This is a genomic window from Enterobacter sp. BIDMC 26, assembly GCF_000534435.1.
In the GTDB taxonomy this organism is placed as follows: domain Bacteria; phylum Pseudomonadota; class Gammaproteobacteria; order Enterobacterales; family Enterobacteriaceae; genus Enterobacter; species Enterobacter ludwigii.
In genome coordinates, this window is sequence record NZ_KI973182.1 from 470,343 (window position 1) to 497,115 (window position 26,773).

Consider the following 26,773-nt stretch of genomic DNA (forward strand, 5'->3'; position numbering starts at 1 on the left):
GGGTGGGTGTAAAAAAAGTATAAAAATGGAAAAGGCACAATTTAACTATTGGTAAGTAAATCGTTAACTTTTTTGTAACTTACTTACGGCGGAAATGTAAATATTCACTAAATGGATGAAAATAACTGGTCTGATGAGTAGTAAAATTACAAACAAAGCGGTATTATTTTAGCCAGATCACAGATTTCAAATTTTCCGGAGCATGTTTCCGGCCAACTATAGGGGAGAAAATATGGATCTTTATAAAGCGTATCCGGCTCATATCGTTTTCATGCGTCGCACTTTCGCCGTAGTGGCTGGCGTGCTGGCCCTGCCGGTGATGCTCTTCTGGAAAGACCGCGCACGTTTTTATAGCTATTTGCACCGCGTCTGGGCCAAAACCAGCGAGAAGCCGGTGTGGATGGATCAGGCCGAGAAAGCGACCTGCGATTTTTACTGATACGAAGACGACACACAGCAATAAAAAAAACCGCCTACAGCAATGTGGCGGTTTTTTTTATTCCTCAGGGTCCGCGGTCCGTTGGGCCGTTTTTGGGCTCTCGTCAGAGCGTGTGTCCACCGACTTATCACCGGTGGTGAACGGTGGAGCGGTTAGCAGCAGGGACCGCATGATGAAACGCTCTTTTTGCATTGCGTTCATTATCGCCAGCGTACTCGTGGTAAGACGTGATGAACCGACACTGTTTATTGCTTTTACCATGCTGGCGCAGGACACGTAGCGTTAAGGCCGCCCCGGGCGGCCTTTTTTATTTCATCGCGTCTACACTTCATGGCAAAGTAGATAAAAGCCAGCCGCATTTTCTCTTTAGTGGCATGGCCTTACGGACATAATGGATAATTGCCAGGAGTTTTATGCCCACCCATCTGGTTTGGTTTCGCGCGGATCTGCGCGTACATGACAATCTCGCCCTTGCGGCTGCCTGCCGCTCCCCGGAAGCCCGCGTGCTGGCGGTGTTTATCGCCACCCCCGGGCAGTGGCAGCAGCATGCTATGGCACCACGCCAGGCGGCTTACCTCAGCTCACATCTGAATGGCTTGCAGTGTTCGCTTGCCGAAAAAGGGATCCCGCTCATTTATAAAGAGGTCAGTGACTTCTCCGCACAATGCCAGGCCGTGCAGGCGATCTGTGAGCAGTACGCTGTCACCCACCTTTTTTACAACTATCAGTACGAATTCAATGAACGTCAGCGGGATCGTCAGCTGGAGAAAATCCTGCAGGGTGTAGAGTGTCAGGGTTTTGATGACAGCGTCATGCTGCCGCCGGGCAGTGTCATGACCGGCAACCACGAGATGTATAAAGTCTTTACGCCGTTTAAAAATGCCTTCATTAAAAGACTGAAGGAGGCGCTGCCGGAATGTGTGGCTGCACCCACCGTGAGGGGAGAGGCCATAACGGAGATACCCGAGCGGGAGTTTGACTATCCGCAACAGGCGTTTGATGAGACTCTGTTCCCGGCTACCGAAAAAAACGCTATCGCGAAGCTGCGCCAGTTTTGTAAAGCGGGCGCAGGCGATTACGACGCGCGCAGGGATTTTCCCGCGACAGAGGGCACCAGCCGTTTATCGGCCTGTCTGGCGCTGGGCGTGCTCTCTCCGCGCCAGTGTCTGCATCGTCTTCTGGCGGAACAACCGCAGGCACTGGACGGGGGCCCCGGCTCCGTCTGGCTTAACGAACTTATCTGGCGCGAGTTTTATCGCCATTTGATGACGTATCACCCTGATTTATGTAAGCATCGTCCGTTTATACCCTGGACTGATAACGTAAACTGGCAACACAACGAGAGCCACTTACAGGCCTGGCAGAAAGGCGAAACGGGCTTCCCGATTGTTGATGCCGCGATGCGCCAGCTCAATGAAACCGGATGGATGCACAACCGGCTGCGAATGATTACCGCCAGCTTCCTGGTGAAAGATCTGCTTATCGACTGGCGTGTCGGGGAGCGGTATTTTATTTCTCAGCTGATCGATGGCGATCTGGCGGCGAATAACGGCGGCTGGCAGTGGGCGGCGTCCACCGGAACCGACGCCGCGCCCTATTTCCGTATTTTTAATCCTGCCACGCAGGGACAAAAATTTGATGCAGACGGCGAGTTTATCCGCCGCTGGTTGCCCGCGCTGAGCAATGTCCCTGCAAAAGCGATCCACGACCCGTGGGCATGGGCGGATAAACAGGGGGTGAAGCTCGATTATCCCCGTCCGATTGTTGACCATAAACAGGCGCGTGTCGCCACGCTGGCGGCGTACGAGGCCGCCCGCAAAGCTTAAGAGAGTGATGATGAAAAACAGCGAACTGGAAAGCCTGATTAACGAAAAACTGAACAGCGCCTCCTTCAGCGATTACGGCCCGAACGGCCTCCAGGTTGAAGGACGCGAAACGGTGCAGAAAATTATCACTGGCGTGACGGCAAGCCAGGCGCTGCTGGACGAAGCTGTCCGTCAGGAAGCGGATGCCGTTATTGTCCATCACGGTTATTTCTGGAAAAACGAAGCACCGATCATTCGCGGTATGAAGCGAAACCGCCTGAAAACGCTGCTGGCAAATGATATCAACCTGTACGGTTACCATCTGCCGCTGGATGCGCACCCGGAGCTGGGCAATAACGTACAGCTCGCGCAGCTGTTGGGGATTACCGTCATGGGTGAAATTGAGCCGCTGGTGCCCTGGGGAGAGCTGGCCATGCCGGTGCCCGGCCTGGAGCTGGCCTCATGGATTGAAGCGCGTCTGGGACGCCGTCCGCTCTGGTGCGGTGACACCGGTCCGGATACGGTGAAGCGGGTTGCCTGGTGTACTGGTGGTGGTCAGGGCTTTATTGACAGCGCGGCACGCTTTGGTGTCGACGCCTTCATCACTGGAGAAGTGTCCGAGCAGACCGTCCATTCGGCGCGTGAACAAGGTCTGCATTTTTACGCGGCAGGTCACCATGCCACCGAGCGTGGCGGAATTCGCGCCCTCAGTGAATGGCTGACCGAAAATACCGATCTGGATGTCACGTTTATTGATATCCCTAACCCGGCCTGATGAGAGGTATCTGAGTGCAGCGAGCGCGTTGTTATCTTCTGGGCGAAACGGCAGTGGTTCTGGAGCTGGAACCGCCAGTGACCCTTGCCACGCAAAAGCGTATCTGGCGGCTAACGCAGCGCCTGGCCGATGTGCCGGAAGTGGTTGAAGCGATTCCGGGTATGAATAACATCACCGTGGTGCTGCGTAATCCGCATACGCTGGCGCTGGATGCTATTGAACGTTTGCAGCGCTGGTGGGAAGAGAGCGAGGCGCTGGAGCCGGATTCCCGGACAATTGAGATCCCGGTGGTGTATGGCGGCGAGCATGGACCCGATCTTGGCGTGGTGGCGGAACACTGCGGATTAACGGAAAAGCAGGTGGTTGAATTGCACGCCTGCGTTGATTACGTGGTCTGGTTCTTAGGTTTCCAGCCGGGCTTCCCCTATCTGGGGGGGCTCTCACCGCAATTGCATACGCCGCGTCGCGCCGAACCCCGCCTGAGCGTGCCGGCGGGCACGGTGGCTATCGGTGGTGAGCAGACCGGCATTTATCCTCTGACGTCACCGGGGGGCTGGCAGCTTATCGGGCATACGTCCAGGCCGTTATTTGAACCAGGGCAGGAGGTTCCCATACTCCTTCGTCCCGGCGATACCCTGCGCTTTATCCCGCAGAAGGAGGGGGTATGTTAACGCTGATTCGCGCCGGGCTTTACACGTCCGTACAGGATGCCGGCCGCTTTGGCATGCGCCAGTCGGGCGTGAGCTACTGTGGTGCGCTGGACAGGCCTGCGCTGGAGATTGCTAACGTGCTGGTGGGCAACCCTGGCAGCACGGCGGCACTCGAAATTACGCTTGGCCAGTGTGTGATTGAATTCGGCGAGGAGACCTGGTTTGCCTTAACCGGGGCCGCTTGTGACGCCGAGCTGGATGGCAAAGCGGTCTGGACAGGCTGGCGGCTGCGGGCGAAAGCCGGGCAGCGTCTGACCCTTAAACGTCCTGTGCACGGCGTGCGAAGCTATCTTGCGGTCGCAGGAGGGATTGATGTGCCAGAGGTGCTGGGTTCATCCAGCACCGATCAGAAAGCCGGCATTGGCGGTCATGAAGGGCGCCTGCTGCGTGACGGCGATCGTCTGGCGGTTAAACCCTCAACGCGCCACTTCTCGACGGCCCAGGGGGTAAAACAGCTATTATGGACCAACCAGATCCGTGCCTTACCGGGGCCGGAATATCAGGAGTTCGATGAAGTCGCTCAGGAGACGTTCTGGCGTTCGCCGTGGAAGATCAGCCCGCAAAGTAACCGTATGGGATACCGCCTGCAGGGGCAGCCATTGACCCGTACGACAGATCGGGAATTGCTCTCACACGGTTTATTGCCTGGCGTTATTCAGGTACCGGGTAACGGTCAGCCGATCGTGCTGATGAACGATGCGCAAACAACCGGGGGATACCCGCGTATTGCCTGCATCATTGAAGCGGATCGCTACCATCTGGCGCAAATTCCTCTCGGACAGCCGATCCATTTTGTGCAATGTTCGCTGGAGGAGGCGCTGAAGGCACGCCAGGATCAGCAGCGTTATCTGGAACAACTGGCATGGAGGCTCGATGGCAAAGATTGATTTAAACGCCGATCTGGGTGAGGGCGGAGGTGCCGATGCTGAACTGATGACGCTGGTCTCTTCGGTCAATATTGCCTGCGGGTTTCACGCGGGTGACGCGCAAACCATGCTGGTCAGCGTGCGTAATGCGATTAAGCACGGCGTGGCGATAGGGGCACATCCCAGTTTTCCTGACAGGGATAATTTTGGCCGCACGGCAATGGATCTCCCTCCTGAGACGGTGTATGCCCAGACGCTCTATCAAACGGGCGCGCTGGAGGCGATTGTGCGTTCCCAGCAGGGCGTGCTGCGCCATGTGAAACCCCACGGCATGCTCTACAATCAGGCGGCCAAAGATCCGGCTCTCGCGGATGCCATTGCCCGCGCGGTGCGGGACTGCAACCCGCAGCTCATCCTGGTGGCGCTGGCGGGGAGCGAGCTTATTCGCGCCGGACAGCGGCTGGGGTTAACCACCCGTCAGGAAGTTTTTGCTGACAGAGGGTACCAGCCGGACGGCAGCCTGGTTCCCCGTTCACTGCCCGGTGCGCTTATTACCGATGAATCACAGGCGCTGGCGCAAACGCTGGCGATGGTATGTGAGGGGTCGGTAAAGGCAATTGATGGTTCAACGGCCAGAGTCCAGGCGGATACGGTGTGTTTACACGGTGATGGTGAGCATGCGCTGCAGTTTGCACGCCGCTTACGGGCGGCCTTTGCGGAGCAGGGTATTCTCGTGAGTGCATGACATAACGATAAGGACAGAAAAATGCCTGAAGGCCCGGAGATCCGCCGTGCTGCGGATAGCCTCGAGGCGGCGATAAAGGGCGAACCGCTGACGGATGTCTGGTTTGCTTTTCCTCAACTGAAACCGTTTGAAGCCCAGCTGGTGGGGCAGACGGTGACGCACATTGAAACGCGCGGCAAAGCGCTGCTCACGCATTTCTCCCATAACCTGACGTTATATAGCCATAATCAGCTGTACGGCGTTTGGCGCGTGGTGAAGGCAAACGAGCAACCGCAAACTACCCGCGTGCTGCGCGTCAGGCTACAGACGGCAGACAACGCGATTCTGCTCTACAGCGCATCCGATATCGAAATGTTAACGCCAGAGCAGCTGCTCACTCATCCGTTCCTGCAGCGCGTCGGGCCGGATGTGCTGGATATGAGCCTGACCCCGGGCGAGGTGAAAGCCCGTCTGGTATCACCTCGGTTTCGTAACCGACAGTTTTCCGGACTGTTGCTCGATCAGGCGTTTCTGGCTGGATTAGGAAATTACCTGCGGGTGGAAATCCTCTGGGAAGTGGGCCTGGCGGCGCAGCATAAGGCATCGCAACTCAGTGATGAACAGCTGGAGGCGTTATCCCACGCACTGCTGGATATCCCGCGCCTGTCGTACAACACGCGTGGCGTTGTGGATGACAACAGGCACCATGGGGCATTGTTCCGCTTTAAGGTGTTTCATCGTGAAGGGAAGGCGTGTGAGCGGTGCGGCGGGTTAATTGCGAAAACCACGCTGTCGTCGAGACCGTTTTACTGGTGTCCGCACTGCCAGAAGTAAAATGAAAACGGTAACCCAGGGGGTTACCGTTTTTAATGTCTTCACTCTCTCGGAGTAAGAGAGAGATGGGGTGAGGACATCAGGCCACACCCCGTTAACATCAGCGTTTGATGTCAGACTTAAAATCACGCTGCTCGTAGCCAGTATACAGCTGACGAGGACGGGCGATTTTCATGCCTTCGCTGTGCATTTCGTTCCAGTGCGCAATCCAGCCAACGGTACGTGCCATGGCGAAGATCACGGTGAACATGGAAGACGGAATGCCCATCGCTTTCAGAATAATGCCAGAGTAGAAATCGACGTTCGGGTAGAGTTTCTTCTCGATGAAGTACGGGTCGTTCAGCGCGATGTGCTCAAGCTCCATCGCCACTTCCAGCAGATCGTCTTTTGTACCCAGCTCTTTCAGCACTTCGTGGCATGTTTCACGCATAACGGTAGCGCGTGGGTCGTAGTTTTTGTACACACGGTGACCGAAGCCCATCAGACGGAAGGAGTCATTCTTGTCTTTCGCGCGACGCACGAATTCAGGAATGTGCTCAACGGAGCTGATCTCTTCCAGCATCTTCAGTGCCGCTTCGTTCGCGCCGCCGTGCGCCGGTCCCCACAGGGAGGCGATACCCGCAGCGATACAGGCGAACGGGTTCGCGCCTGAGGAGCCTGCGGTACGGACGGTGGAGGTGGAGGCGTTCTGTTCGTGGTCGGCGTGCAGGATCAGAATACGGTCCATCGCACGTTCCAGTACCGGGTTCACTTCGTACTCTTCACACGGCGTGGAGAACATCATGCGCAGGAAATTACCGGCGTAGGAGAGGTCGTTACGTGGATAAACAAACGGCTGGCCGATGGAGTATTTGTAACACATCGCTGCCATTGTCGGCATTTTGGACAGCAGGCGGAACGCCGCGATATCGCGGTGACGTGGATTATTCACGTCCAGCGAGTCGTGGTAGAACGCTGCCAGCGCACCGGTAATACCGCACATCACCGCCATTGGGTGAGAATCACGACGGAAAGCATGGAACAGACGGGTAATCTGCTCATGAATCATGGTGTGACGGGTCACGGTGGTTTTGAATTCATCGTATTGTGCCTGCGTCGGTTTTTCGCCGTTCAGCAGGATGTAGCACACTTCCAGATAGTTGGATTCGGTGGCTAACTGATCGATGGGGAAGCCGCGATGGAGCAGGATACCTTCGTCACCATCAATGAAGGTGATTTTGGATTCGCAAGATGCGGTAGAGGTAAATCCAGGGTCGAAGGTGAATACACCTTTAGAACCCAGCGTACGGATATCAATAACATCCTGACCGAGCGTGCCTTTTAGCACATCCAGTTCAACAGCAGTGTCACCATTTAGGGTGAGCGTTGCCTTTGTATCAGCCATTTACGGTCTCCTTAGCGCCTTATTGCTTAAGACTGCCAATTACCGGATTTGCATTCTGCTGATTTCTCACCGTTACCAGTTTGTTATTTGGCTTACCGCTCAGCTCACGAGGAGAAACCAGGGTACAGAGCTATGGCGCCTTGCAGGTAAAAACATGAAAAATCAGTGAAACAACAGCAAATCAGTGTCTTCGCAGTCCGAATTATTCAAACCTGTATATCACTAATAACTGTCCTGATAACTTCGGTCAATACCATCACACTGTTACATAACTATTTGTCAGGTGAAAGTGAGACCTCATAACTTTTGCGCATTATATGCCTTTTCTGATGACGTTTGTAACAATATTGTTTAACATTTGTCAAATCAGATGATTAAAAATTAAAAAGATGTTGTTATCGTGACCCTGATCACTGTTCCAGAGAAAACCCGACAAACTGTATGTAGGTTAATTGTAATGATTTTGTGAACGGCCTATACTGCCGCCAGGTCTCCGGAACACCCTGCAATCCCGAGCCACCCAGCGTTGTAACGTGTCGTTTTAGCATTTGGAAGCAATGTTTTGCATGACGCGCAGTTATAGAAAAGGAACGCTGTCTGACCCGCATCGCAGTCCGGAGGAAGGAAACAATAAGAACAGCATGTGGGCGTTATTCATGATAAGAAATGTGAAAAAACAAAGACCTGTCAATCTGGATCTCAAAACGATCCGGTTCCCTGTAACAGCAATAGCGTCCATTCTGCACCGCGTTTCTGGTGTGATTACGTTTGTGGCGGTCGGCATTCTGCTGTGGTTACTGGGTACCAGCCTCTCTTCTCCTGAAGGATTCCTCCAGGCCTCTGCCATCATGAACAGCTTCTTCGTGAAATTTATCATGTGGGGCATTCTGACTGCGCTGGCGTACCACGTTGTTGTGGGCATTCGTCATATGCTGATGGACTTTGGCTACCTGGAAGAGACTTTCGAAGCCGGTAAACGCTCCGCTAATATTTCATTTGTATTGACTGTCGTGCTTTCACTTCTCGCAGGAGTTCTCGTATGGTAAGCAACGCCTCCGCATTAGGACGCAACGGCGTACATGACTTCATTCTGGTCCGTGCTACCGCCATCGTTCTCACCCTTTATATCATCTATATGATTGGTTTCTTCGCGACCAGCGGCACGCTGACGTGGGAAATCTGGAGTGGGTTCTTCGGATCTGCCTTCACCAAAGTGTTCACCCTGCTGGCTCTGTTCTCCATCCTTATTCATGCCTGGATTGGTATGTGGCAGGTGTTGACCGATTACGTTAAACCACTGGCGATTCGCCTTCCTCTGCAGCTGGTCATTGTCGTTGCACTGGTGGTTTACGTTATTTATGGATTCGTTGTGGTGTGGGGTGTGTAATGAAACTGCCAGTCAGAGAATTTGATGCTGTTGTGATTGGTGCTGGTGGCGCAGGTATGCGTGCAGCACTGCAAATTTCCCAGAGCGGCCAGACCTGTGCGCTGCTCTCTAAAGTCTTCCCGACCCGTTCCCACACTGTCTCCGCGCAGGGCGGTATTACCGTTGCGCTGGGCAATTCCCATGAAGATAACTGGGAATGGCACATGTATGACACGGTCAAAGGTTCCGACTACATCGGCGACCAGGATGCTATCGAATATATGTGTAAGACTGGCCCGGAAGCGATTCTGGAGCTGGACCACATGGGTCTGCCGTTCTCCCGTCTGGAAAATGGCACCATTTATCAGCGTCCGTTTGGCGGCCAGTCGAAAAACTTCGGCGGCGAGCAGGCGGCACGTACCGCAGCTGCGGCTGACCGTACCGGTCACGCACTGCTGCACACGCTGTATCAACAGAACCTGAAAAACCACACGACTATTTTCTCCGAGTGGTATGCGCTGGATCTGGTGAAAAACGCCGATGGCGCCGTTGTGGGTTGTACTGCCCTGTGTATTGAAACCGGTGAAGTGGTCTACTTCAAAGCGCGTGCTACCGTGCTGGCGACCGGCGGTGCAGGCCGTATTTATCAATCTACCACCAACGCCCACATCAACACCGGTGACGGCGTAGGTATGGCTATCCGCGCCGGCGTACCGGTGCAGGATATGGAAATGTGGCAGTTCCACCCAACCGGCATCGCCGGTGCCGGCGTGCTGGTAACAGAAGGCTGCCGTGGTGAAGGGGGTTACCTGCTGAACAAACACGGCGAGCGCTTCATGGAGCGTTATGCCCCGAATGCGAAAGACCTGGCGGGTCGTGACGTGGTGGCGCGTTCCATCATGATCGAAATCCGTGAAGGCCGCGGCTGTGACGGCCCATGGGGTCCACACGCGAAGCTGAAACTCGACCATCTGGGTAAAGAGGTTCTGGAATCACGTCTGCCAGGCATTCTGGAGCTGTCTCGTACCTTCGCGCACGTCGATCCAGTGAAAGAGCCTATCCCGGTAATCCCAACCTGTCACTACATGATGGGCGGTATTCCGACCAAAGTGACCGGCCAGGCGCTGACCGTGAACGAGCAGGGTGAAGACGTTGTTATCCCGGGCCTGTTTGCCGTCGGTGAAATTGCCTGCGTATCCGTACACGGTGCAAACCGTCTGGGCGGGAACTCCCTGCTTGACCTGGTGGTATTTGGTCGTGCTGTAGGTCTGCATCTGCAAGAGTCTATTGCCGAGCAGGGTGCGCTGCGTGATGCCACCGACGATGAAATTGATGCGTCGCTTGAGCGTCTGAACCGCTGGAACGGCAACCGTAATGGTGAAGATCCGGTGGAAATCCGCAAAGCGCTGCAGGAATGTATGCAGCACAACTTCTCGGTATTCCGTGAAGGGGATGCGATGGCCAAAGGTCTTGAGCAGCTGAAAGCGATCCGCGAGCGTCTGAAAAATGCCCGTCTGGACGACACATCCAGCGAGTTCAATACCCAGCGCGTTGAGTGTCTGGAGCTGGATAACCTGATGGAAACGGCGTTCGCTACCGCGATGTCGGCAAACTTCCGTACCGAGAGCCGTGGCGCGCATAGCCGCTTCGACTTCCCGGATCGTGACGATGAAAACTGGCTGTGCCATTCCCTGTATCTGCCAGAGTCGGAATCCATGACGCGTCGTAGCGTCAATATGGAACCGAAACTGCGTCCGGCGTTCCCGCCGAAGATTCGTACTTACTAATGCGGAGACAGGATAATGAAACTCGAATTCTCAGTTTATCGTTATAACCCGGATGTAGATGATGCTCCGCGTATGCAGGATTACACCCTGGAAGCGGAAGAAGGCCGTGACATGATGCTGCTGGATGCCTTAATCCAGCTGAAAGAAAAAGATCCGACACTGTCGTTCCGTCGCTCATGCCGTGAAGGCGTTTGTGGCTCTGACGGTGTGAACATGAACGGTAAAAATGGTCTGGCCTGCATCACGCCAATTTCAGCGTTGCAGCGCGCGGGCCAGAAAATTGTTATCCGTCCTTTGCCAGGTCTGCCAGTCGTTCGTGATTTGGTGGTAGACATGGGGCAATTCTATGCACAATATGAGAAGATTAAGCCTTACTTATTGAATAATGGGCAAAATCCACCGGCTCGTGAGCACTTACAGTCTCCTGAGCAGCGTGAAAAACTCGACGGTTTGTACGAGTGTATTCTCTGTGCATGTTGCTCGACCTCTTGCCCGTCGTTCTGGTGGAACCCGGACAAGTTTATCGGCCCGGCCGGTCTGCTGGCTGCCTATCGCTTCCTGATCGATAGCCGCGACACCGAAACCGACAGTCGTCTGGAAGGACTGAGTGATGCTTTCAGCGTATTCCGCTGCCATAGCATCATGAACTGCGTCAGTGTATGTCCTAAGGGACTGAACCCGACGCGCGCCATCGGCCATATTAAGTCGATGCTGCTGCAGCGCAGTGCATAAGTAACAGGAGGGGAGCGTTGTTCCCCTCACCCTGACCCTCTCCTGACAGGAGAGGGGATAAAATGTAGGAAACCTCTAAAAACTGCCCCGAGGTGCAGACAGTTTTTAAAGGTTCCTTCGCGAGCCCAAGACAACATAAGAGCTCGCAGGTGAACCCCGGCACGTACGTGTTGTACGTGGTAGTTTCTACGGCGAAAGTAAGCATAAAAATGCTTAAGGGATCACGATGCAGAACGGCGCAATGAAAGCCTGGCTGGACTCTTCTTACCTCTCTGGTTCAAACCAGAGCTGGATAGAACAGCTCTATGAAGACTTCTTAACCGATCCTGACTCAGTGGACGCAAACTGGCGTTCCATGTTCCAGCAGTTACCTGGCACTGGAGTCAAACCGGATCAATTCCATTCCAAAACACGTGATTATTTCCGTCGTCTGGCGAAGGATGCCTCACGTTACTCTTCTGCGATTTCCGACCCTGACACCAATGCGAAGCAGGTTAAAGTCCTGCAGCTTATCAACGCTTATCGCTTCCGTGGTCACCAGCATGCGAATCTCGATCCGCTGGGACTGTGGAAACAAGATCGTGTGGCGGATCTCGATCCGGCGTATCACGATCTGACCGAGGCCGATTTCCAGGAAAGCTTTAACGTAGGTTCCTTTGCCATCGGCAAAGACACGATGAAGTTGGGCGAGCTGATTGACGCGCTCAAGCAAACCTACTGCGGCTCCATCGGCGCGGAATATATGCACATCACCTCTACAGAAGAGAAACGCTGGATCCAGCAGCGCATCGAATCTGTGGCGGGCCACGCGAATTTCTCTGCTGAAGAGAAAAAACGCTTCCTCAGCGAACTGACCGCAGCAGAAGGCCTTGAGCGCTATCTGGGCGCGAAATTCCCGGGTGCGAAACGCTTCTCGCTGGAAGGCGGCGACGCGCTGGTACCTATGCTGAAAGAGCTGATTCGTCACGCGGGCAAAAGCGGTACCCGTGAAGTGGTGCTGGGTATGGCGCACCGCGGTCGTCTGAACGTACTGGTCAACGTGCTGGGTAAAAAACCGCAGGACCTGTTCGACGAATTCGCGGGCAAACATAAAGAACACCTCGGCACCGGTGACGTGAAGTACCACATGGGCTTCTCGTCTGATATCGAAACCGAAGGCGGTCTGGTTCACCTGGCGCTGGCGTTTAACCCGTCACACCTGGAAATCGTGAGCCCGGTGGTTATCGGTTCTGTACGTGCGCGTCTGGATCGTCTGGACGAGCCGAGCAGCAACAAAGTTCTGCCAATCACCATTCACGGTGACGCGGCGGTCACAGGGCAGGGCGTGGTTCAGGAAACGCTGAACATGTCCAAGGCGCGTGGTTACGAAGTGGGCGGTACCGTTCGCATTGTTATCAACAACCAGGTGGGCTTCACGACCTCTAACCCACTGGATGCGCGTTCTACCCCGTACTGCACCGACATCGGTAAGATGGTTCAGGCGCCGATCTTCCACGTTAACGCGGATGACCCGGAAGCCGTGGCGTTCGTTACCCGTCTGGCGCTGGACTACCGTAACACCTTCAAACGCGATGTGTTCATCGACCTGTTCTGCTACCGCCGTCATGGCCACAACGAAGCTGACGAGCCAAGTGCAACGCAGCCGCTGATGTATCAGAAAATCAAAAAACACCCGACGCCACGCAAAATCTATGCTGACAAGCTGGAAGGCGACAACGTGACGACGCTGGAAGATGCGACCGAAATGGTCAACCTCTACCGCGACGCGCTGGATGCGGGTGAATGCGTAGTGAAAGAGCTGCGCCCGATGAACATGCACTCCTTTACCTGGTCGCCGTACCTCAACCACGAGTGGGATGAGAGCTACCCGAATAAGGTAGAGATGAAGCGCCTGCAGGAGCTGGCTAAACGCATCAGCACCGTACCAGACGCTATCGAGATGCAGTCTCGCGTAGCGAAAATTTATGCTGACCGTCAATCAATGGCGGCGGGCGAGAAGCTGTTCGACTGGGGCGGGGCGGAAACACTGGCTTACGCAACGCTGGTTGATGAAGGCATTCCTGTTCGTCTGTCCGGTGAAGATGCGGGCCGTGGCACCTTCTTCCACCGTCACGCGGTAGTTCACAACCAGACTAACGGTTCAACCTATACTCCGCTGCAGCATGTCCATAACGGTCAGGGTCAGTTCAAGGTATGGGACTCCGTCCTGTCTGAAGAAGCGGTACTGGCATTCGAATACGGCTACGCCACCGCGGAACCGCGCACCCTGACTATCTGGGAAGCGCAGTTCGGTGACTTCGCCAACGGTGCCCAGGTCGTTATCGACCAGTTCATCTCGTCCGGCGAGCAGAAATGGGGCCGTATGTGTGGCCTGGTGATGCTGCTGCCACACGGATACGAAGGTCAGGGTCCGGAGCACTCCTCTGCTCGTCTGGAACGTTATCTGCAGCTCTGCGCTGAGCAGAACATGCAGGTCTGCGTGCCGTCTACTCCGGCTCAGGTCTACCACATGCTGCGTCGTCAGGCGCTGCGCGGTATGCGCCGTCCGCTGGTGGTCATGTCGCCAAAATCCCTGCTGCGCCACCCGCTGGCGGTGTCCAGCCTGGACGAACTGGCGAACGGCACCTTCCTGCCTGCCATCGGTGAGGTTGACGAACTGGATCCGCAGGCCGTTAAGCGTGTTGTGATGTGTTCTGGTAAGGTTTATTACGACCTGCTGGAACAGCGCCGTAAGAACGACCAGAAAGATGTCGCCATCGTGCGTATCGAACAGCTTTATCCATTCCCGCACCAGGCGGTGCAGGAAGCGTTGAAACCGTATGCTCACGTGCATGATTTTGTCTGGTGCCAGGAAGAGCCGCTCAACCAGGGCGCCTGGTACTGCAGTCAGCATCATTTCCGTGAAGTCATTCCATTTGGGTCTGCCCTGCGTTATGCAGGTCGCCCGGCCTCCGCCTCTCCGGCGGTAGGGTATATGTCCGTTCACCAGAAGCAGCAACAAGATCTGGTCAATGACGCGCTGAACGTCGATTAATTAAAGGATACATAATGAGTAGCGTAGATATTCTTGTTCCCGACCTGCCTGAGTCCGTAGCAGATGCGACCGTCGCCACCTGGCACAAAAAACCGGGCGATAGCGTTAAGCGCGATGAAGTGCTGGTAGAAATCGAAACTGACAAAGTGGTACTGGAAGTACCGGCTTCAGCGGATGGCATTCTGGATGCAGTCCTGGAAGACGAAGGGACAACCGTAACCTCCCGTCAGATCCTGGGTCGCCTGCGTGAAGGCAACAGCGCGGGCAAAGAGTCCAGCGCGAAGTCTGACGAAAAAGCGTCTACCCCAGCCCAGCGTCAGCAGGCCTCTCTGGAAGAGCAAACTAACGACGCGCTCAGCCCGGCGATCCGTCGCCTGCTGGCCGAGCACAACCTGGATGCGGCTGCCATTAAAGGCACCGGTGTCGGTGGTCGTCTGACCCGTGAAGATATCGAGAAGCACCTGGCGAAAGCCCCTGCTCAGGCAGAAGCTAAAGCGCCAGCAGCGGCAGCGGCAGCGGCGCCGGCAGCACAGCCTGCGCTGGGTGCCCGTAGCGAAAAACGCGTGCCGATGACTCGCCTGCGTAAGCGTGTGGCTGAGCGTCTGCTGGAAGCGAAAAACTCCACCGCGATGCTGACCACCTTCAACGAAGTGAATATGAAGCCAATCATGGACCTGCGTAAGCAGTACGGTGACGCGTTTGAAAAACGTCACGGTATCCGTCTGGGCTTTATGTCCTTCTACGTGAAAGCGGTTGTTGAAGCGCTGAAACGCTACCCGGAAGTTAACGCCTCTATCGATGGCGATGACGTGGTTTACCACAACTACTTCGACGTCAGCATGGCAGTCTCTACGCCACGTGGTCTGGTTACCCCGGTTCTGCGTGATGTCGATACTCTGGGTATGGCTGACATCGAGAAAAAGATTAAAGAGCTGGCTGTAAAAGGTCGCGACGGCAAGCTGACCGTAGACGATCTGACCGGCGGTAACTTCACCATTACCAACGGCGGCGTTTTCGGTTCACTGATGTCTACCCCGATCATCAACCCGCCGCAGAGCGCGATCCTGGGTATGCATGCCATTAAAGATCGTCCAATGGCGGTAGACGGCAAAGTGGAGATCCTGCCAATGATGTATCTGGCACTCTCTTACGATCACCGTCTGATCGACGGCCGCGAGTCCGTGGGCTTCCTGGTTGCCATTAAAGAGCTGCTGGAAGATCCAACGCGTCTGCTGCTGGACGTCTAGTTTTAGCAGTCTTGCCCGGCGGCGCGTTGTCTGCCGGGCCTACAAAAGCACTACCTAACGATTACCTGAAGGATGGATAGAACACATGAACTTACATGAATATCAGGCCAAACAGCTGTTTGCCCGGTATGGCTTACCGGCTCCGGTGGGTTATGCCTGTACTACCCCGCGTGAAGCAGAAGAAGCCGCATCTAAAATCGGTTCCGGCCCTTGGGTAGTTAAGTGTCAGGTTCACGCTGGTGGCCGTGGTAAAGCGGGCGGTGTGAAGGTTGTTAAGAGTAAAGAAGAGATTCGTGCGTTTGCTGAACATTGGCTCGGCAAGCGTCTGGTAACGTACCAGACAGATGCGAACGGTCAGCCTGTCAACCAGATCCTGGTTGAAGCTGCAACTGACATCGCGAAAGAACTGTACCTGGGCGCGGTTGTTGACCGTAGCTCCCGTCGTGTGGTGTTCATGGCGTCTACCGAAGGCGGCGTGGAAATCGAGAAAGTGGCAGAAGAGACGCCACACCTGATCCACAAAGTGGCGATCGATCCGCTGGCAGGCCCAATGCCTTACCAGGGCCGTGAGCTGGCGTTCAAATTGGGTCTGGAAGGCAAGCTGGTTCAGCAGTTCACCAAGATCTTCATGGGTCTGGCCACCATCTTCCTGGAGCGCGACCTGGCGCTGATCGAGATCAACCCGCTGGTCATCACCACTCAGGGCGACCTGATCTGCCTCGACGGCAAACTGGGCGCTGACGGCAACGCACTGTTCCGCCAGCCGGATCTGCGTGAAATGCGCGACCAGTCTCAGGAAGACCCGCGTGAAGCGCAGGCTGCACAGTGGGAACTGAACTACGTGGCGCTGGATGGCAACATCGGCTGCATGGTTAACGGCGCAGGCCTGGCGATGGGCACCATGGACATCGTTAAGCTGCACGGCGGTGAGCCTGCAAACTTCCTCGACGTGGGCGGTGGCGCAACCAAAGAGCGTGTAACCGAAGCGTTCAAAATCATCCTCTCTGATGACAACGTCAAAGCCGTGCTGGTTAACATCTTCGGCGGTATCGTGCGTTGCGACCTGATCGCAGACGGTATCATCGGTGCGGTAGAAGAAGTGGGTGTTAACGTCCCGGTTGTGGTGCGTCTGGAAGGTAACAACGCTGAACTCGGCGCGAAAAAACTGGCTGACAGCGGCCTGAATATTATTGCAGCGAAAAGTCTGACGGATGCAGCTCAGCAGGTTGTTGCCGCAGTGGAGGGGAAATAATGTCAGTTTTAATTAATAAAGATACCAAGGTTATCTGCCAGGGCTTCACCGGTAGCCAGGGGACTTTCCACTCCGAACAGGCGATTGCCTACGGCACGCAGATGGTTGGTGGCGTAACGCCAGGTAAAGGCGGCACCACGCACCTGGGCCTGCCGGTATTCAACACCGTGCGCGAAGCAGTTGAAGCGACGGGCGCGACCGCGACCGTTATTTACGTTCCGGCTCCATTCTGCAAAGACTCGATTCTGGAAGCGATTGACGCGGGCATCAAGCTCATCATCACCATCACCGAAGGTATCCCGACGCTGGATATGCTGACCGTGAAAGTGAAGCTGGATGAAGCGGGCGTGCGCATGATCGGCCCGAACTGCCCGGGCGTTATCACCCCAGGCGAATGCAAAATCGGCATCATGCCGGGTCACATTCACAAACCGGGTAAAGTGGGTATCGTCTCCCGTTCCGGTACGCTGACCTACGAAGCGGTTAAGCAGACTACCGACTACGGTTTCGGCCAGTCCACCTGTGTGGGCATCGGTGGTGACCCTATCCCAGGTTCTAACTTCATTGATATCCTGAAAATGTTCCAGGAAGATCCGCAGACCGAAGCGATCGTGATGATCGGTGAAATCGGCGGTAGCGCAGAAGAAGAAGCGGCTGCGTATATCAAAGAACATGTGACCAAGCCGGTGGTCGGTTATATTGCAGGTGTGACAGCGCCGAAAGGTAAGCGTATGGGTCACGCAGGCGCGATTATCGCAGGCGGTAAAGGTACGGCTGATGAGAAATTCGCCGCGCTGGAAGCCGCAGGCGTGAAAACCGTTCGCAGCCTGGCGGATATCGGCGAAGCACTGAAATCCATCATTAAGTAAATCCTCTCTGCTCCCTGTAAAAGGGAGCGTTGAAGTAATAAGTGTCCGTTTCGACATGGTTGGCCGCTGTAAAGCGGCCTTTTTTAATGCCTGCGTTTCGCGACCAGCGTGAATTTGTAATCGTCGCTGTTAAACACGTTACGGCTGTATTCAAACACCCGCCCATCCTTCAGAAAGCCGCGTGACACCTTTTCCAGTATCGGTTTTGCCGGATCCAGCGCCAGCGCGTCGATCGCCTCCTGAGAGGGCATGATCGGAACCAGTTCCTGTTCACTGCGATCGATAACCATTTTCTTGATCTGTTCGATGTAGTGATATTTGGAATTTTCCATCACCTCCCAGGTGAGGTCGGCGAACATCGCCAGCGGCATCCACGTCTCTTCCAGATTCACCGGTTTTTGCTTAATAAAGCGGACCCGTTTGACATGCCACACTTTGTCATCCGGGCGAATGTTAAGCGTCTCAGCCAGTTTCACATCCGCTTTGATCACTTCGAATGTTTTTACGTCGCTGTGGGTATCGACGTTTCGGTCCGCCAGTTTTTCATAAAAGCCGGTAAGCCGATAAATGTCGTAATTGACGCGCTCCTCTCTCACATAGGAACCGCTGCCCTGAATGCTCTCGATAATCTGCTCTTCAGTGAGGAGCTTCAGTGCCTGCCTCACCGTGACGCGACTGACGCTAAATGTCTCCTGCAGGCTGGATTCCGTCGGTAACGCGTCACCGGGTTTTAACTCGCCGGCGGTAATTTTCTCGCGAAGCGCATCCGCTATCTGCCGGTACATCGGTTTATTGCCCATGTCGTCTGCCTTCTAATACCTTTTCACGGAATTATGCCTCCAGCACAGAATTTGTAAATAATACAAATTAAATACAAATTGTTGGTGTTAGTGAAAATGATCACATAAAGGTATTAGTTTGTCTGTCACAATTGCTCCGGAATAATTCCCCTTGAGTGTGAGGATCCTGATGAACCTGACGACCCTGACCCATCCCGACGCTGTCTGCGTGCAGGCGCAGTACACCAGTCGTGATGAAGCAATACGCCAGCTCACGATGCGGCTGGTGACGCTCGGCAAAATTACCGACGGCAATGCGTTTTTAACCGAAGTCTTTCATCGGGAATCGCTAGGCCCTACCGCGCTCGGCGAAGGGCTGGCAGTCCCGCATGGTAAATCAGCGGTGGTGAAAGAGGCGGCTTTTGCCGTAGCCACCCTGCGTGAACCGCTGAACTGGGAAGGCGTGGATGGCCCGGAAAATGTCGAGCTGATTTTCCTGCTTGCCATTCCGCCGACTGAAGCTGGCTCAACCCATATCCAGGTGCTGACGGAACTTACTTCTCGTCTGGCGGATGAAACTCTTCGGGCGCGCGTCATGGCGGCTACCACGGCAGCAGCGCTACTCGCCGCGCTGGACGATGCGCCACAGGAAGATGACGTTGTCGCGTTCGTGGATGCGCCAACCATCGTTTGTGTAACTGCATGCCCCGCCGGCATTGCGCATACCTATATGGCCGCTGAGTATCTGGAAAAAGCGGGGCGTAAGCTTGGCGTAAACGTGGTGGTGGAAAAGCAGGGGGCGAACGGTATCGAAGGGCGGTTGACCGCGCAGCAGTTACGCACTGCGCAGGCCTGTATCATTGCCGCAGAAGTGGCCCTCAAAGAGAGCGAGCGTTTTCAGGGTATCCCGACGCTGTCCGTGCCGGTCGCGGAACCGCTTCGCCATGCCGAAGCGCTTATTAAGCGTGCGTTGGCCTTACCCCCCGAGGGAACGCATCGCCATGTGCAAACCGGCAATGATGTGAGCAAAAGCCTTAAAACGGAGCTTAAGCAGGCCCTGCTCAGCGGTATTTCCTTTGCCGTGCCGCTGATTGTGGCGGGAGGCACGGTGCTGGCCGTCGCGGTATTGCTGGCACAGATGTTGGGATTACAGCATCTGTTTGAGCAAGAGAACTCATGGCTGTGGATGTATCGCAAACTCGGCGGGGGGATGTTAGGCACGTTAATGGTGCCGGTACTGGCCGCGTATACCGCCTACTCGCTGGCAGATAAACCTGCTCTGGCGTCGGGTTTTGCGGCCGGTCTTGCCGCCAATATGATCGGTTCAGGTTTTTTAGGGGCGATTGCAGGTGGCCTGATTGCCGGCTATCTGATGCGCTGGGTGAAAAACCATATCCGTCTGAGTCAGCGCTATAACGGTTTTTTAACCTATTACCTCTACCCGGTGATTGGCGTGCTGGGCGCGGGCAGCCTGATGCTGTTCGTGATCGGCGAGCCGGTCGCGTGGATCAACACCTCCCTCACGGCATGGCTTAACGGGCTCTCCGGTGCCAATGCGCTGCTACTGGGCACTCTGCTCGGTTTTATGTGCTCGTTCGATTTAGGGGGACCGGTCAACAAAGCGGCCTATGCGTTCTGTCTGGGGGCCATGGCCAACGGCGTTTACGGGCCGTATGCCATTTTTGCTTCCGTCAAAATGGTCTCGGCTTTTACCGTCACGGCTTCAACCATGCTGGCACCGCATCTCTTTAAACCGTTTGAAATCGAAACCGGCAAGTCGACGTGGCTGCTGGGCCTTGCGGGGATCACCGAAGGGGCAATTCCGATGGCCATTGAAGATCCGCTGCGGGTGATTGGCTCGTTTGTTGTTGGCTCGATGGCAACAGGGGCGATTATCGGTGCAATGGGCATCGGGTTGTCTACGCCGGGAGCGGGCATCTTCTCTCTCTTTTTACTGCATGACGCGGGGATGGGTGGCGCGATCGCGGCGGCAGGCTGGTTTGGCGCTGCGCTGGGGGGAACGACGCTCTCTACGCTCATCTTACTGTTCTGGCGACGTCAGGGCGTAAAAAAAGGCAAATACCTGACGGAAGACGTCACGCCATAAATTCATTTACAGGAAACGAAGATGAAAGCTGTATCTCGCGTTCATATCACGCCACATATGCACTGGGACCGTGAGTGGTATTTCACCACCGAAGCGTCACGGATCCTTTTGGTCAATAACATGGAGGAGATCCTGACCCGTCTGGAGCAGGACGAAGAGTATAAATACTACGTTCTTGATGGACAGACCGCGGTACTGGAGGATTACTTCGCCGTCGTGCCGGACAACCGGCCCCGGATAAAAGCGCTGGTTGAGCGCGGAAAGCTGATTATCGGGCCGTGGTATACCCAGACCGACACCACGATAGTCAGCGGCGAATCGATCGTTCGCAATCTGATGTATGGGATGCGCGACTGCATGGAATTTGGTGAGCCGATGAAAATAGGGTATCTGCCGGATTCGTTTGGCATGTCCGGGCAACTTCCGCATATCTATAACGGCTTTGGTATCACCCGCACGCTGTTCTGGCGCGGATGTTCTGAGCGTCACGGCACCGATAAAACAGAATTTTTATGGCAGAGCGCAGACGGCAGCGAAGTTACGGCGCAGGTACTACCGCTGGGCTACGCGATTGGTAAGTACTTACCGGAGGATGAAGCGGGGCTGCGTAAACGGCTCGATACCTGGCTTACATTGCTGGAGAACGCTTCCGTGACGAAAGAGATTCTGCTGCCTAACGGTCACGACCAGATGCCCCTCCAGCAGAACATTTTCGCGGTGATGGATACCCTTCGAAAGATTTACCCGCAGCGGAAATTTGTGATGAGCCGGTTTGAGGAGGTCTTTGAACATACTGAAGCGCACCGTGACGAACTGGCGACGCTGAAAGGGGAGTTTATCGACGGCAAATACATGCGTGTACACCGGACAATCGGCTCCACACGGATGGACATCAAAATTGCCCATGCCCGCATTGAAAACAAAATCGTGAATATCCTCGAACCGCTGGCGGCCCTCGCCTGGATGCTGGGCTTCGAGTATCACCACGGTTTGCTGGAGAAAATGTGGAAAGAGATCCTCAAGAATCATGCTCACGACAGCATTGGCTGCTGCTGCAGCGACAAAGTGCATCGTGAGATTATGGCCCGGTTTGCGCTCGCTGAAGACATGGCCGATAACCTCACGCGTTTCTCGATGCGCAAGATTGTCGACAATATGCCGCAAAGCGAGGCCGACAAGCTGGTGATGTTCAATCTGATGCCCTGGCCCCGTGAAGAGGTGATTAACACCACCCTTCGTCTGCGCGCGAGCCAGTTCCGGTTGCGGGATGATAAAGGCAATGAGATCCCCTGTTTTATTCGCCGCGCCCGGGAAATTGACCCGGGGCTGATTGACCGGCAAATCGTGCACTATGGTAATTACGATCCGTTTATGGAGTTTGATATCCAAATCTGTCAGATCCTGCCCGCGATGGGATACCGCACGCTTTACATCGAGCCCCAGGCTCCTGAAAAGAGGCTTCCCGCGAGGGCAAAAACGGATGCTCTGCTGGAAAACGCCTTCTGGCAAATTGATATAAATGACGATGGCACGCTGCGCCTGCGTGATAAAGAATCCGGACTTATTTATGACCGCGTACTGGAAATTGAAGAGGGGTCGGATGATGGCGATGAGTACGACTACTCGCCTTCCCGGGAAGAGTGGCGGCTCACTTCAGCGCACGGGCAGCATCATGTTGAGGTGATACAGGAAGCCTGGCAGAGCAGGGCGGTGATCCAGCATCGCATCGCCGTTCCGGCAAACCTGGCCGAGCGGTCGGCCCGCCTGCGCAATGGCGCTCTTGCGGTGGAATTTGAGGTTACACTCAGCCATAACAGCAGGCGTGTAGATGTTGTGGCGCGTCTGGATAATCAGGCTGACGATCACCGGGTCCGCGTGCTTATCCCGACGCCGTTTATGACGGAGCAGGTACTGTCAGATACGCAGTTTGGCTCCATAACGCGCCCGGTTCGCGATGACGCGATGGCTAACTGGCAAGAAGAGGGCTGGAAAGAGGCACCGGTTCCCGTCTGGAATTTACTTAACTACGCCGTGCTGCAGCAGAAACGAAACGGGCTTGCCCTGTTCACAGAAGGGTTACGCGAATTTGAAGTGGTCGGGGAGGCAGAAAAAGCGTTTGCTCTGACCCTTCTACGCGGTGTGGGCGTGCTGGGAAAGAAAGATTTGCTGTTGCGCCCGGGCCGACCGTCCGGCATAAAAATGGCCGTTCCGGACTCGCAGCTTCGGGGCAGGCTCGATTGCCGTTTTAGCCTTCTGAGTTTTAGCGGCTCTCCCGAGAACGCCGGCGTTGCTCAGCAGGCGAAAGCGTGGCTTACCCCCGTCCAGTGTTATAACAAAATCCCCTGGGATGCCATGAAGCTTAACCGTGCGCCGTTCAGCACGCCGGACAGATACAGCCTGCTGACCCTTTCGCCGACAGGCTGTGTTATGAGCGCGATAAAAAAGGCGGAGGATCGGGACGCGCTTATCCTTCGTCTGTTCAATCCGTCGGAATCTGTGTCCTGTGATGCCTCTTTATCGTGGAATCAGACCCTTAAAGGCTGTTGCGAGACGGATTTAAATGAACAGGTGCTGGCAGGCAGGGGAGAAGAAAAGGGCATTACGGGCCTGTTCAGGCCTGGGCAATCGCGGACTTTTAGCCTGAAAACGGAAAGGTAGCGTCTGAAGTGAACAAAAGGCTGCACGCAGGGCAGCCTTTTTTATTGAATAGTCACATTGAGGTGTTAATTTTAAGCGTGTCGCAGGTAAAATAAATGTAATTATCTGCGGCTGTCGTCGCATAATGGAAAAAAAACGCGCTGACGACTACCTTTATACGTTAACGCGAATGTAAAGATGCGTTGTTCTTCAGCGTTAAAATAAATCACGTCTGTTTATATTCTTTCTTGCTTTTGATAACTCCAAATATCTCGTCGTACACATAGCATTAACAAGGTTTTTACCATTCACACCACATTTAAACATGGTTAACAGAAACGGTGCTTTTTGATTTAAATCAAAGTTTAATCCTTGGAAAAAGGTGTCGAAAGGCGGTAAATTGTCCCCGATCAAAATGGCTGAAAAGTGGTAATTTTGCTATAAATTGATCGCCGTCGAAAAACGTAAATGTGATTCAATAAAAACCTGTTTATTGTAAGGGTTTTGCAGCGTATTATATTTGCGGGATCAATTTGAGTTTTTTATTAACGTATTTGTAACCTATCGTCATTGCTTTTATCCTTTCTCAGGCTAAGCGCGACGACATGGATGCGAATAATTTGTATTGGGGCATGTGTGTGAATCCTTTTCTAACGGGGTTCACTCTCGGAGTCTTCATGCGATGAGCAAGGAGTCATGATGTTAGATATAGTCGAACTGTCGCGCTTACAGTTTGCCTTGACCGCGATGTACCACTTCCTGTTTGTGCCACTAACGCTCGGTATGGCGTTCCTGCTGGCCATCATGGAAACGGTCTACGTCCTCTCCGGCAAACAGATTTATAAAGATATGACCAAGTTCTGGGGCAAGTTGTTTGGTATCAACTTTGCACTGGGCGTGGCTACCGGTTTGACCATGGAGTTCCAGTTCGGGACTAACTGGTCTTACTATTCTCACTACGTTGGGGATATCTTCGGTGCGCCGCTGGCCATTGAAGGTCTGATGGCCTTCTTCCTCGAATCCACCTTTGTAGGTCTGTTCTTCTTCGGTTGGGACCGTCTGGGCAAAGTCCAGCATATGGCGGTGACCTGGCTGGTGGCACTCGGTTCGAACCTGTCCGCACTGTGGATCCTGGTCGCGAACGGCTGGATGCAGAACCCTATCGCGTCTGATTTCAACTTCGAAACTATGCGTATGGAGATGGTCAGCTTTGCCGAACTGGTGCTGAACCCGGTCGCACAGGTTAAATTCGTTCACACCGTGGCGTCTGGCTATGTGTGCGGTGCGATGTTTGTACTGGGCATCAGCTCTTACTACATGCTGCGTGGTCGTGACTTCGCGTTTGCTAAGCGCTCCTTTGCTATCGCTGCAAGCTTCGGTATGGCTGCAATCCTCTCTGTTATCGTGCTGGGTGATGAATCCGGTTACGAAATGGGTGACGTGCAGAAAACCAAACTGGCCGCTATCGAAGCCGAATGGGAAACCCAACCCGCGCCTGCTGCCTTTACTCTGTTCGGTGTTCCCGACCAGGATGCACAGGAAAACCGCTTCGCCATTCAAATTCCTTACGCGCTCGGCATCATTGCTACCCGCTCCGTCGACAAGCAGGTGACGGGTCTGAAAGAGCTGATGGTGCAGCATGAAGGCCGTATCCGTAACGGTATGAAAGCCTACGCGCTGCTGGAGCAGCTGCGTGCGGGTTCTACCGACCAGGCCGTGCGTGACCAGTTCAACGATGTGAAGAAAGATCTGGGTTACGGTCTGCTGCTGAAACGCTATACCCCGAACGTCTCCGACGCGACGGAAGCGCAGATCCAGATGGCGACCAAAGACTCCATTCCACGCGTGGCGCCACTGTACTTCGCATTCCGTATCATGGTGGGCTGCGGCATCATCATGCTGCTGATCATTGCGGCGTCCTTCTGGTCCGTGATTCGTAACCGCATCGGTGAGAAAAAATGGCTGTTGCGTACCGCGCTGTATGGTATCCCACTGCCGTGGATTGCTATCGAATCCGGCTGGTTTGTTGCGGAATATGGCCGTCAGCCATGGGCGATCGGTGAGGTGCTGCCAACGGCGGTAGCGAACTCCTCTCTGACTGCAGGCGATCTGATCTTCTCCATGCTGCTGATTTGTGGTCTGTACACCCTGTTCCTGGTGGCTGAACTGTTCCTGATGTTCAAGTTCGCGCGCCTTGGCCCAAGCAGCCTGAAAACCGGTCGCTATCACTACGAGCAGTCCGGTGCGACTACTCAGCCGGCACGCTAAGACAGGAGTCATCAAATGATCGATTATGAAGTATTGCGTTTTATCTGGTGGCTGCTGGTCGGTATTCTGCTGATCGGTTTCGCAGTCACTGACGGTTTCGACATGGGGGTGGGGATGCTCACCCGTTTCCTCGGTCGTAATGACACCGAGCGTCGAATCATGATTAACTCCATCGCCCCGCACTGGGACGGTAACCAGGTGTGGCTGATCACCGCAGGCGGCGCGCTGTTCGCTGCCTGGCCGATGGTCTACGCGGCTGCGTTCTCCGGTTTCTATGTGGCGATGATTCTGGTGCTGGCTTCTTTATTCTTCCGTCCGGTTGGTTTCGACTACCGTTCCAAGATTGAAGACACCCGCTGGCGCAACATGTGGGACTGGGGCATCTTCATTGGTAGCTTCGTTCCACCGCTAGTGATTGGCGTGGCGTTCGGTAACCTGCTGCAGGGTGTACCGTTCCACATCGATGAATACATGCGTCTTTACTACACCGGTAACTTCTTCCAGTTGCTGAATCCGTTTGGTCTGCTGGCAGGCGTGGTGAGTGTGGCAATGATCATTACTCAGGGTGCGACCTATCTGCAGATGCGTACCGTAGGTGAATTGCATCTTCGCTCTCGTGCAACGGCGCAGGTTGCTGCGCTTATTACCCTGGTGTGCTTCGCACTGGCCGGCGTATGGGTGATGTACGGTATCGACGGTTATGTCATTACGTCTGCAATTAACCACACGGCACCGTCTAACCCGCTGACGAAAGAAGTGGCGCGTCAGGCTGGCGCGTGGCTGGTGAACTTCAACAATATGCCTGTTCTGTGGGCTATTCCGGCTCTGGGTGTGTTGCTGCCGCTGCTGACGATACTGACGTCACGTCTGGAAAAAGGTGCCCTGGCATTTGTATTTTCCTCACTGACGTTGGCGTGCATTATTCTGACTGCAGGTATCGCGATGTTCCCATTCGTCATGCCGTCCAGCACGATGATGAATGCAAGCCTGACCATGTGGGATGCAACGTCCAGCCAGCTGACGCTTAACCTGATGACGTATGTTGCTTGCGTGTTCGTACCGATTATCCTGCTGTACACCGCCTGGTGTTACTGGAAAATGTTCGGTCGTATCACGAAAGAAGATATTGAAAGCAACACTCATTCTCTGTACTAAGTA

21 protein-coding genes are annotated in these 26,773 nt (G+C 54.6%); 19 read left to right on the forward strand and 2 right to left on the reverse strand.

The features are described from left to right. The first annotated feature begins 232 nt into the window (after nucleotides 1-232). The 7 genes from L462_RS21030 to nei all read left to right on the forward strand — a co-directional run bounded on the left by L462_RS21030 (nucleotide 233) and on the right by nei (nucleotide 6,153). Entirely contained in the window at nucleotides 233-439 is a 207-nt protein-coding gene (locus L462_RS21030; RefSeq protein WP_014883027.1) for a YbfA family protein, read from the forward strand. Between the two features lie 413 nt (nucleotides 440-852). Continuing rightward, nucleotides 853-2,265, forward strand: coding sequence for a deoxyribodipyrimidine photo-lyase (gene phrB / locus L462_RS21025; RefSeq protein ID WP_032677694.1), 1,413 nt, complete (start codon nucleotides 853-855; stop codon nucleotides 2,263-2,265). A gap of 10 nt (nucleotides 2,266-2,275) precedes the next feature. Continuing rightward, nucleotides 2,276-3,019 carry a type 2 GTP cyclohydrolase I gene (locus L462_RS21020; RefSeq protein WP_020884971.1) on the forward strand — a complete coding sequence of 248 codons (744 nt, stop codon included), beginning with the start codon at nucleotides 2,276-2,278 and terminating at the stop codon, nucleotides 3,017-3,019. Nucleotides 3,020-3,033: 14 nt separating this feature from the next. Beyond that, nucleotides 3,034-3,690: a 5-oxoprolinase subunit PxpB gene (gene pxpB, locus L462_RS21015; protein ID WP_014169163.1), complete on the forward strand. Its 657-nt coding sequence runs from the start codon at nucleotides 3,034-3,036 to the stop codon at nucleotides 3,688-3,690. After that, on the forward strand, nucleotides 3,684-4,616 hold the full coding sequence (gene pxpC, locus L462_RS21010) for a 5-oxoprolinase subunit PxpC (protein ID WP_032677695.1): 933 nt from the start codon (nucleotides 3,684-3,686) through the stop codon (nucleotides 4,614-4,616). Before pxpB ends, pxpC begins: the two co-directional genes overlap by 7 nt. Further along, nucleotides 4,603-5,340, forward strand: a complete 738-nt coding sequence (gene pxpA, locus L462_RS21005) for a 5-oxoprolinase subunit PxpA (RefSeq protein WP_032677696.1) — start codon at nucleotides 4,603-4,605, stop codon at nucleotides 5,338-5,340. Before pxpC ends, pxpA begins: the two co-directional genes overlap by 14 nt. A gap of 21 nt (nucleotides 5,341-5,361) precedes the next feature. Next, entirely contained in the window at nucleotides 5,362-6,153 is a 792-nt protein-coding gene (nei, locus tag L462_RS21000; RefSeq protein WP_032677697.1) for an endonuclease VIII, read from the forward strand. A 100-nt stretch (nucleotides 6,154-6,253) separates the two neighbouring features. Here nei and L462_RS20995 read toward each other — a convergent pair whose 3' ends face one another. Continuing rightward, complete coding sequence (locus tag L462_RS20995; protein WP_014169167.1) at nucleotides 6,254-7,537, reverse strand: citrate synthase; 1,284 nt, start codon at nucleotides 7,535-7,537, stop codon at nucleotides 6,254-6,256. A 641-nt stretch (nucleotides 7,538-8,178) separates the two neighbouring features. On the opposite strand from L462_RS20995, the gene sdhC reads away from it, so the two are divergent. The 8 genes from sdhC (at nucleotide 8,179) to sucD (ending at nucleotide 17,824) form a co-directional block, all read left to right on the forward strand. Continuing rightward, nucleotides 8,179-8,583, forward strand: coding sequence for a succinate dehydrogenase cytochrome b556 subunit (gene sdhC, locus L462_RS20990; RefSeq protein WP_025204654.1), 405 nt, complete (start codon nucleotides 8,179-8,181; stop codon nucleotides 8,581-8,583). Continuing rightward, a complete protein-coding gene (gene sdhD, locus L462_RS20985; protein ID WP_010428702.1) occupies nucleotides 8,577-8,924 on the forward strand; it encodes a succinate dehydrogenase membrane anchor subunit in 348 nt (115 codons plus the stop codon). Before sdhC ends, sdhD begins: the two co-directional genes overlap by 7 nt. Continuing rightward, nucleotides 8,924-10,690, forward strand: coding sequence for a succinate dehydrogenase flavoprotein subunit (sdhA, locus tag L462_RS20980; RefSeq protein ID WP_014883036.1), 1,767 nt, complete (start codon nucleotides 8,924-8,926; stop codon nucleotides 10,688-10,690). Before sdhD ends, sdhA begins: the two co-directional genes overlap by 1 nt. Nucleotides 10,691-10,705: 15 nt before the next feature. Beyond that, nucleotides 10,706-11,422 carry a succinate dehydrogenase iron-sulfur subunit SdhB gene (gene sdhB / locus L462_RS20975; RefSeq protein ID WP_014169170.1) on the forward strand — a complete coding sequence of 239 codons (717 nt, stop codon included), beginning with the start codon at nucleotides 10,706-10,708 and terminating at the stop codon, nucleotides 11,420-11,422. Between the two features lie 226 nt (nucleotides 11,423-11,648). Further along, on the forward strand, nucleotides 11,649-14,456 hold the full coding sequence (sucA, locus tag L462_RS20970) for a 2-oxoglutarate dehydrogenase E1 component (RefSeq protein WP_014169171.1): 2,808 nt from the start codon (nucleotides 11,649-11,651) through the stop codon (nucleotides 14,454-14,456). Between the two features lie 14 nt (nucleotides 14,457-14,470). Beyond that, nucleotides 14,471-15,703: a 2-oxoglutarate dehydrogenase complex dihydrolipoyllysine-residue succinyltransferase gene (odhB, locus tag L462_RS20965; protein ID WP_032677698.1), complete on the forward strand. Its 1,233-nt coding sequence runs from the start codon at nucleotides 14,471-14,473 to the stop codon at nucleotides 15,701-15,703. A gap of 85 nt (nucleotides 15,704-15,788) precedes the next feature. Then, nucleotides 15,789-16,955: an ADP-forming succinate--CoA ligase subunit beta gene (gene sucC, locus L462_RS20960; protein WP_006809579.1), complete on the forward strand. Its 1,167-nt coding sequence runs from the start codon at nucleotides 15,789-15,791 to the stop codon at nucleotides 16,953-16,955. Continuing rightward, nucleotides 16,955-17,824 carry a succinate--CoA ligase subunit alpha gene (sucD, locus tag L462_RS20955; protein WP_014169173.1) on the forward strand — a complete coding sequence of 290 codons (870 nt, stop codon included), beginning with the start codon at nucleotides 16,955-16,957 and terminating at the stop codon, nucleotides 17,822-17,824. Before sucC ends, sucD begins: the two co-directional genes overlap by 1 nt. An 83-nt stretch (nucleotides 17,825-17,907) precedes the next feature. Here the strand turns inward: sucD and L462_RS20950 are convergent, their stop codons facing one another. Beyond that, nucleotides 17,908-18,624 carry a GntR family transcriptional regulator gene (locus tag L462_RS20950; RefSeq protein ID WP_032677699.1) on the reverse strand — a complete coding sequence of 239 codons (717 nt, stop codon included), beginning with the start codon at nucleotides 18,622-18,624 and terminating at the stop codon, nucleotides 17,908-17,910. Between the two features lie 169 nt (nucleotides 18,625-18,793). Between L462_RS20950 and mngA the strand changes: the two genes are divergently transcribed. The 4 genes from mngA to cydB all read left to right on the forward strand — a co-directional run bounded on the left by mngA (nucleotide 18,794) and on the right by cydB (nucleotide 26,770). Beyond that, nucleotides 18,794-20,710 carry a PTS 2-O-a-mannosyl-D-glycerate transporter subunit IIABC gene (gene mngA, locus L462_RS20945; RefSeq protein ID WP_032677700.1) on the forward strand — a complete coding sequence of 639 codons (1,917 nt, stop codon included), beginning with the start codon at nucleotides 18,794-18,796 and terminating at the stop codon, nucleotides 20,708-20,710. A 21-nt stretch (nucleotides 20,711-20,731) separates the two neighbouring features. After that, nucleotides 20,732-23,368 (forward strand): mannosylglycerate hydrolase, encoded by a 2,637-nt coding sequence (gene mngB, locus L462_RS20940; RefSeq protein WP_032677701.1) that lies wholly within the window; start codon nucleotides 20,732-20,734, stop codon nucleotides 23,366-23,368. A 678-nt stretch (nucleotides 23,369-24,046) separates the two neighbouring features. Further along, nucleotides 24,047-25,615, forward strand: coding sequence for a cytochrome ubiquinol oxidase subunit I (gene cydA / locus L462_RS20935; RefSeq protein ID WP_020884962.1), 1,569 nt, complete (start codon nucleotides 24,047-24,049; stop codon nucleotides 25,613-25,615). Between the two features lie 15 nt (nucleotides 25,616-25,630). Continuing rightward, nucleotides 25,631-26,770: a cytochrome d ubiquinol oxidase subunit II gene (gene cydB, locus L462_RS20930; protein ID WP_014169180.1), complete on the forward strand. Its 1,140-nt coding sequence runs from the start codon at nucleotides 25,631-25,633 to the stop codon at nucleotides 26,768-26,770. Nucleotides 26,771-26,773: the final 3 nt, after the last annotated feature.

Bases quoted from the DNA above. Each gene is read 5' to 3' on its own strand.
- sucC (WP_006809579.1), top strand. From the start codon at position 15,789: ATGAACTTACATGAATATCAGGCCAAACAGCTGTTTGCCCGGTATGGC.
- sdhD (WP_010428702.1), top strand. From the start codon at position 8,577: ATGGTAAGCAACGCCTCCGCATTAGGACGCAACGGCGTACATGACTTC.
- pxpC (WP_032677695.1), top strand. From the start codon at position 3,684: ATGTTAACGCTGATTCGCGCCGGGCTTTACACGTCCGTACAGGATGCC.
- pxpA (WP_032677696.1), top strand. From the start codon at position 4,603: ATGGCAAAGATTGATTTAAACGCCGATCTGGGTGAGGGCGGAGGTGCC.
- odhB (WP_032677698.1), top strand. From the start codon at position 14,471: ATGAGTAGCGTAGATATTCTTGTTCCCGACCTGCCTGAGTCCGTAGCA.
- mngB (WP_032677701.1), top strand. From the start codon at position 20,732: ATGAAAGCTGTATCTCGCGTTCATATCACGCCACATATGCACTGGGAC.
- cydB (WP_014169180.1), top strand. From the start codon at position 25,631: ATGATCGATTATGAAGTATTGCGTTTTATCTGGTGGCTGCTGGTCGGT.
- phrB (WP_032677694.1), top strand. From the start codon at position 853: ATGCCCACCCATCTGGTTTGGTTTCGCGCGGATCTGCGCGTACATGAC.
- mngA (WP_032677700.1), top strand. From the start codon at position 18,794: ATGAACCTGACGACCCTGACCCATCCCGACGCTGTCTGCGTGCAGGCG.
- cydA (WP_020884962.1), top strand. From the start codon at position 24,047: ATGTTAGATATAGTCGAACTGTCGCGCTTACAGTTTGCCTTGACCGCG.
- sucA (WP_014169171.1), top strand. From the start codon at position 11,649: ATGCAGAACGGCGCAATGAAAGCCTGGCTGGACTCTTCTTACCTCTCT.
- sdhB (WP_014169170.1), top strand. From the start codon at position 10,706: ATGAAACTCGAATTCTCAGTTTATCGTTATAACCCGGATGTAGATGAT.
- L462_RS21030 (WP_014883027.1), top strand. From the start codon at position 233: ATGGATCTTTATAAAGCGTATCCGGCTCATATCGTTTTCATGCGTCGC.
- nei (WP_032677697.1), top strand. From the start codon at position 5,362: ATGCCTGAAGGCCCGGAGATCCGCCGTGCTGCGGATAGCCTCGAGGCG.
- sdhA (WP_014883036.1), top strand. From the start codon at position 8,924: ATGAAACTGCCAGTCAGAGAATTTGATGCTGTTGTGATTGGTGCTGGT.
- L462_RS20950 (WP_032677699.1), bottom strand. From the start codon at position 18,624: ATGGGCAATAAACCGATGTACCGGCAGATAGCGGATGCGCTTCGCGAG.
- sdhC (WP_025204654.1), top strand. From the start codon at position 8,179: ATGTGGGCGTTATTCATGATAAGAAATGTGAAAAAACAAAGACCTGTC.
- L462_RS20995 (WP_014169167.1), bottom strand. From the start codon at position 7,537: ATGGCTGATACAAAGGCAACGCTCACCCTAAATGGTGACACTGCTGTT.
- sucD (WP_014169173.1), top strand. From the start codon at position 16,955: ATGTCAGTTTTAATTAATAAAGATACCAAGGTTATCTGCCAGGGCTTC.
- L462_RS21020 (WP_020884971.1), top strand. From the start codon at position 2,276: ATGAAAAACAGCGAACTGGAAAGCCTGATTAACGAAAAACTGAACAGC.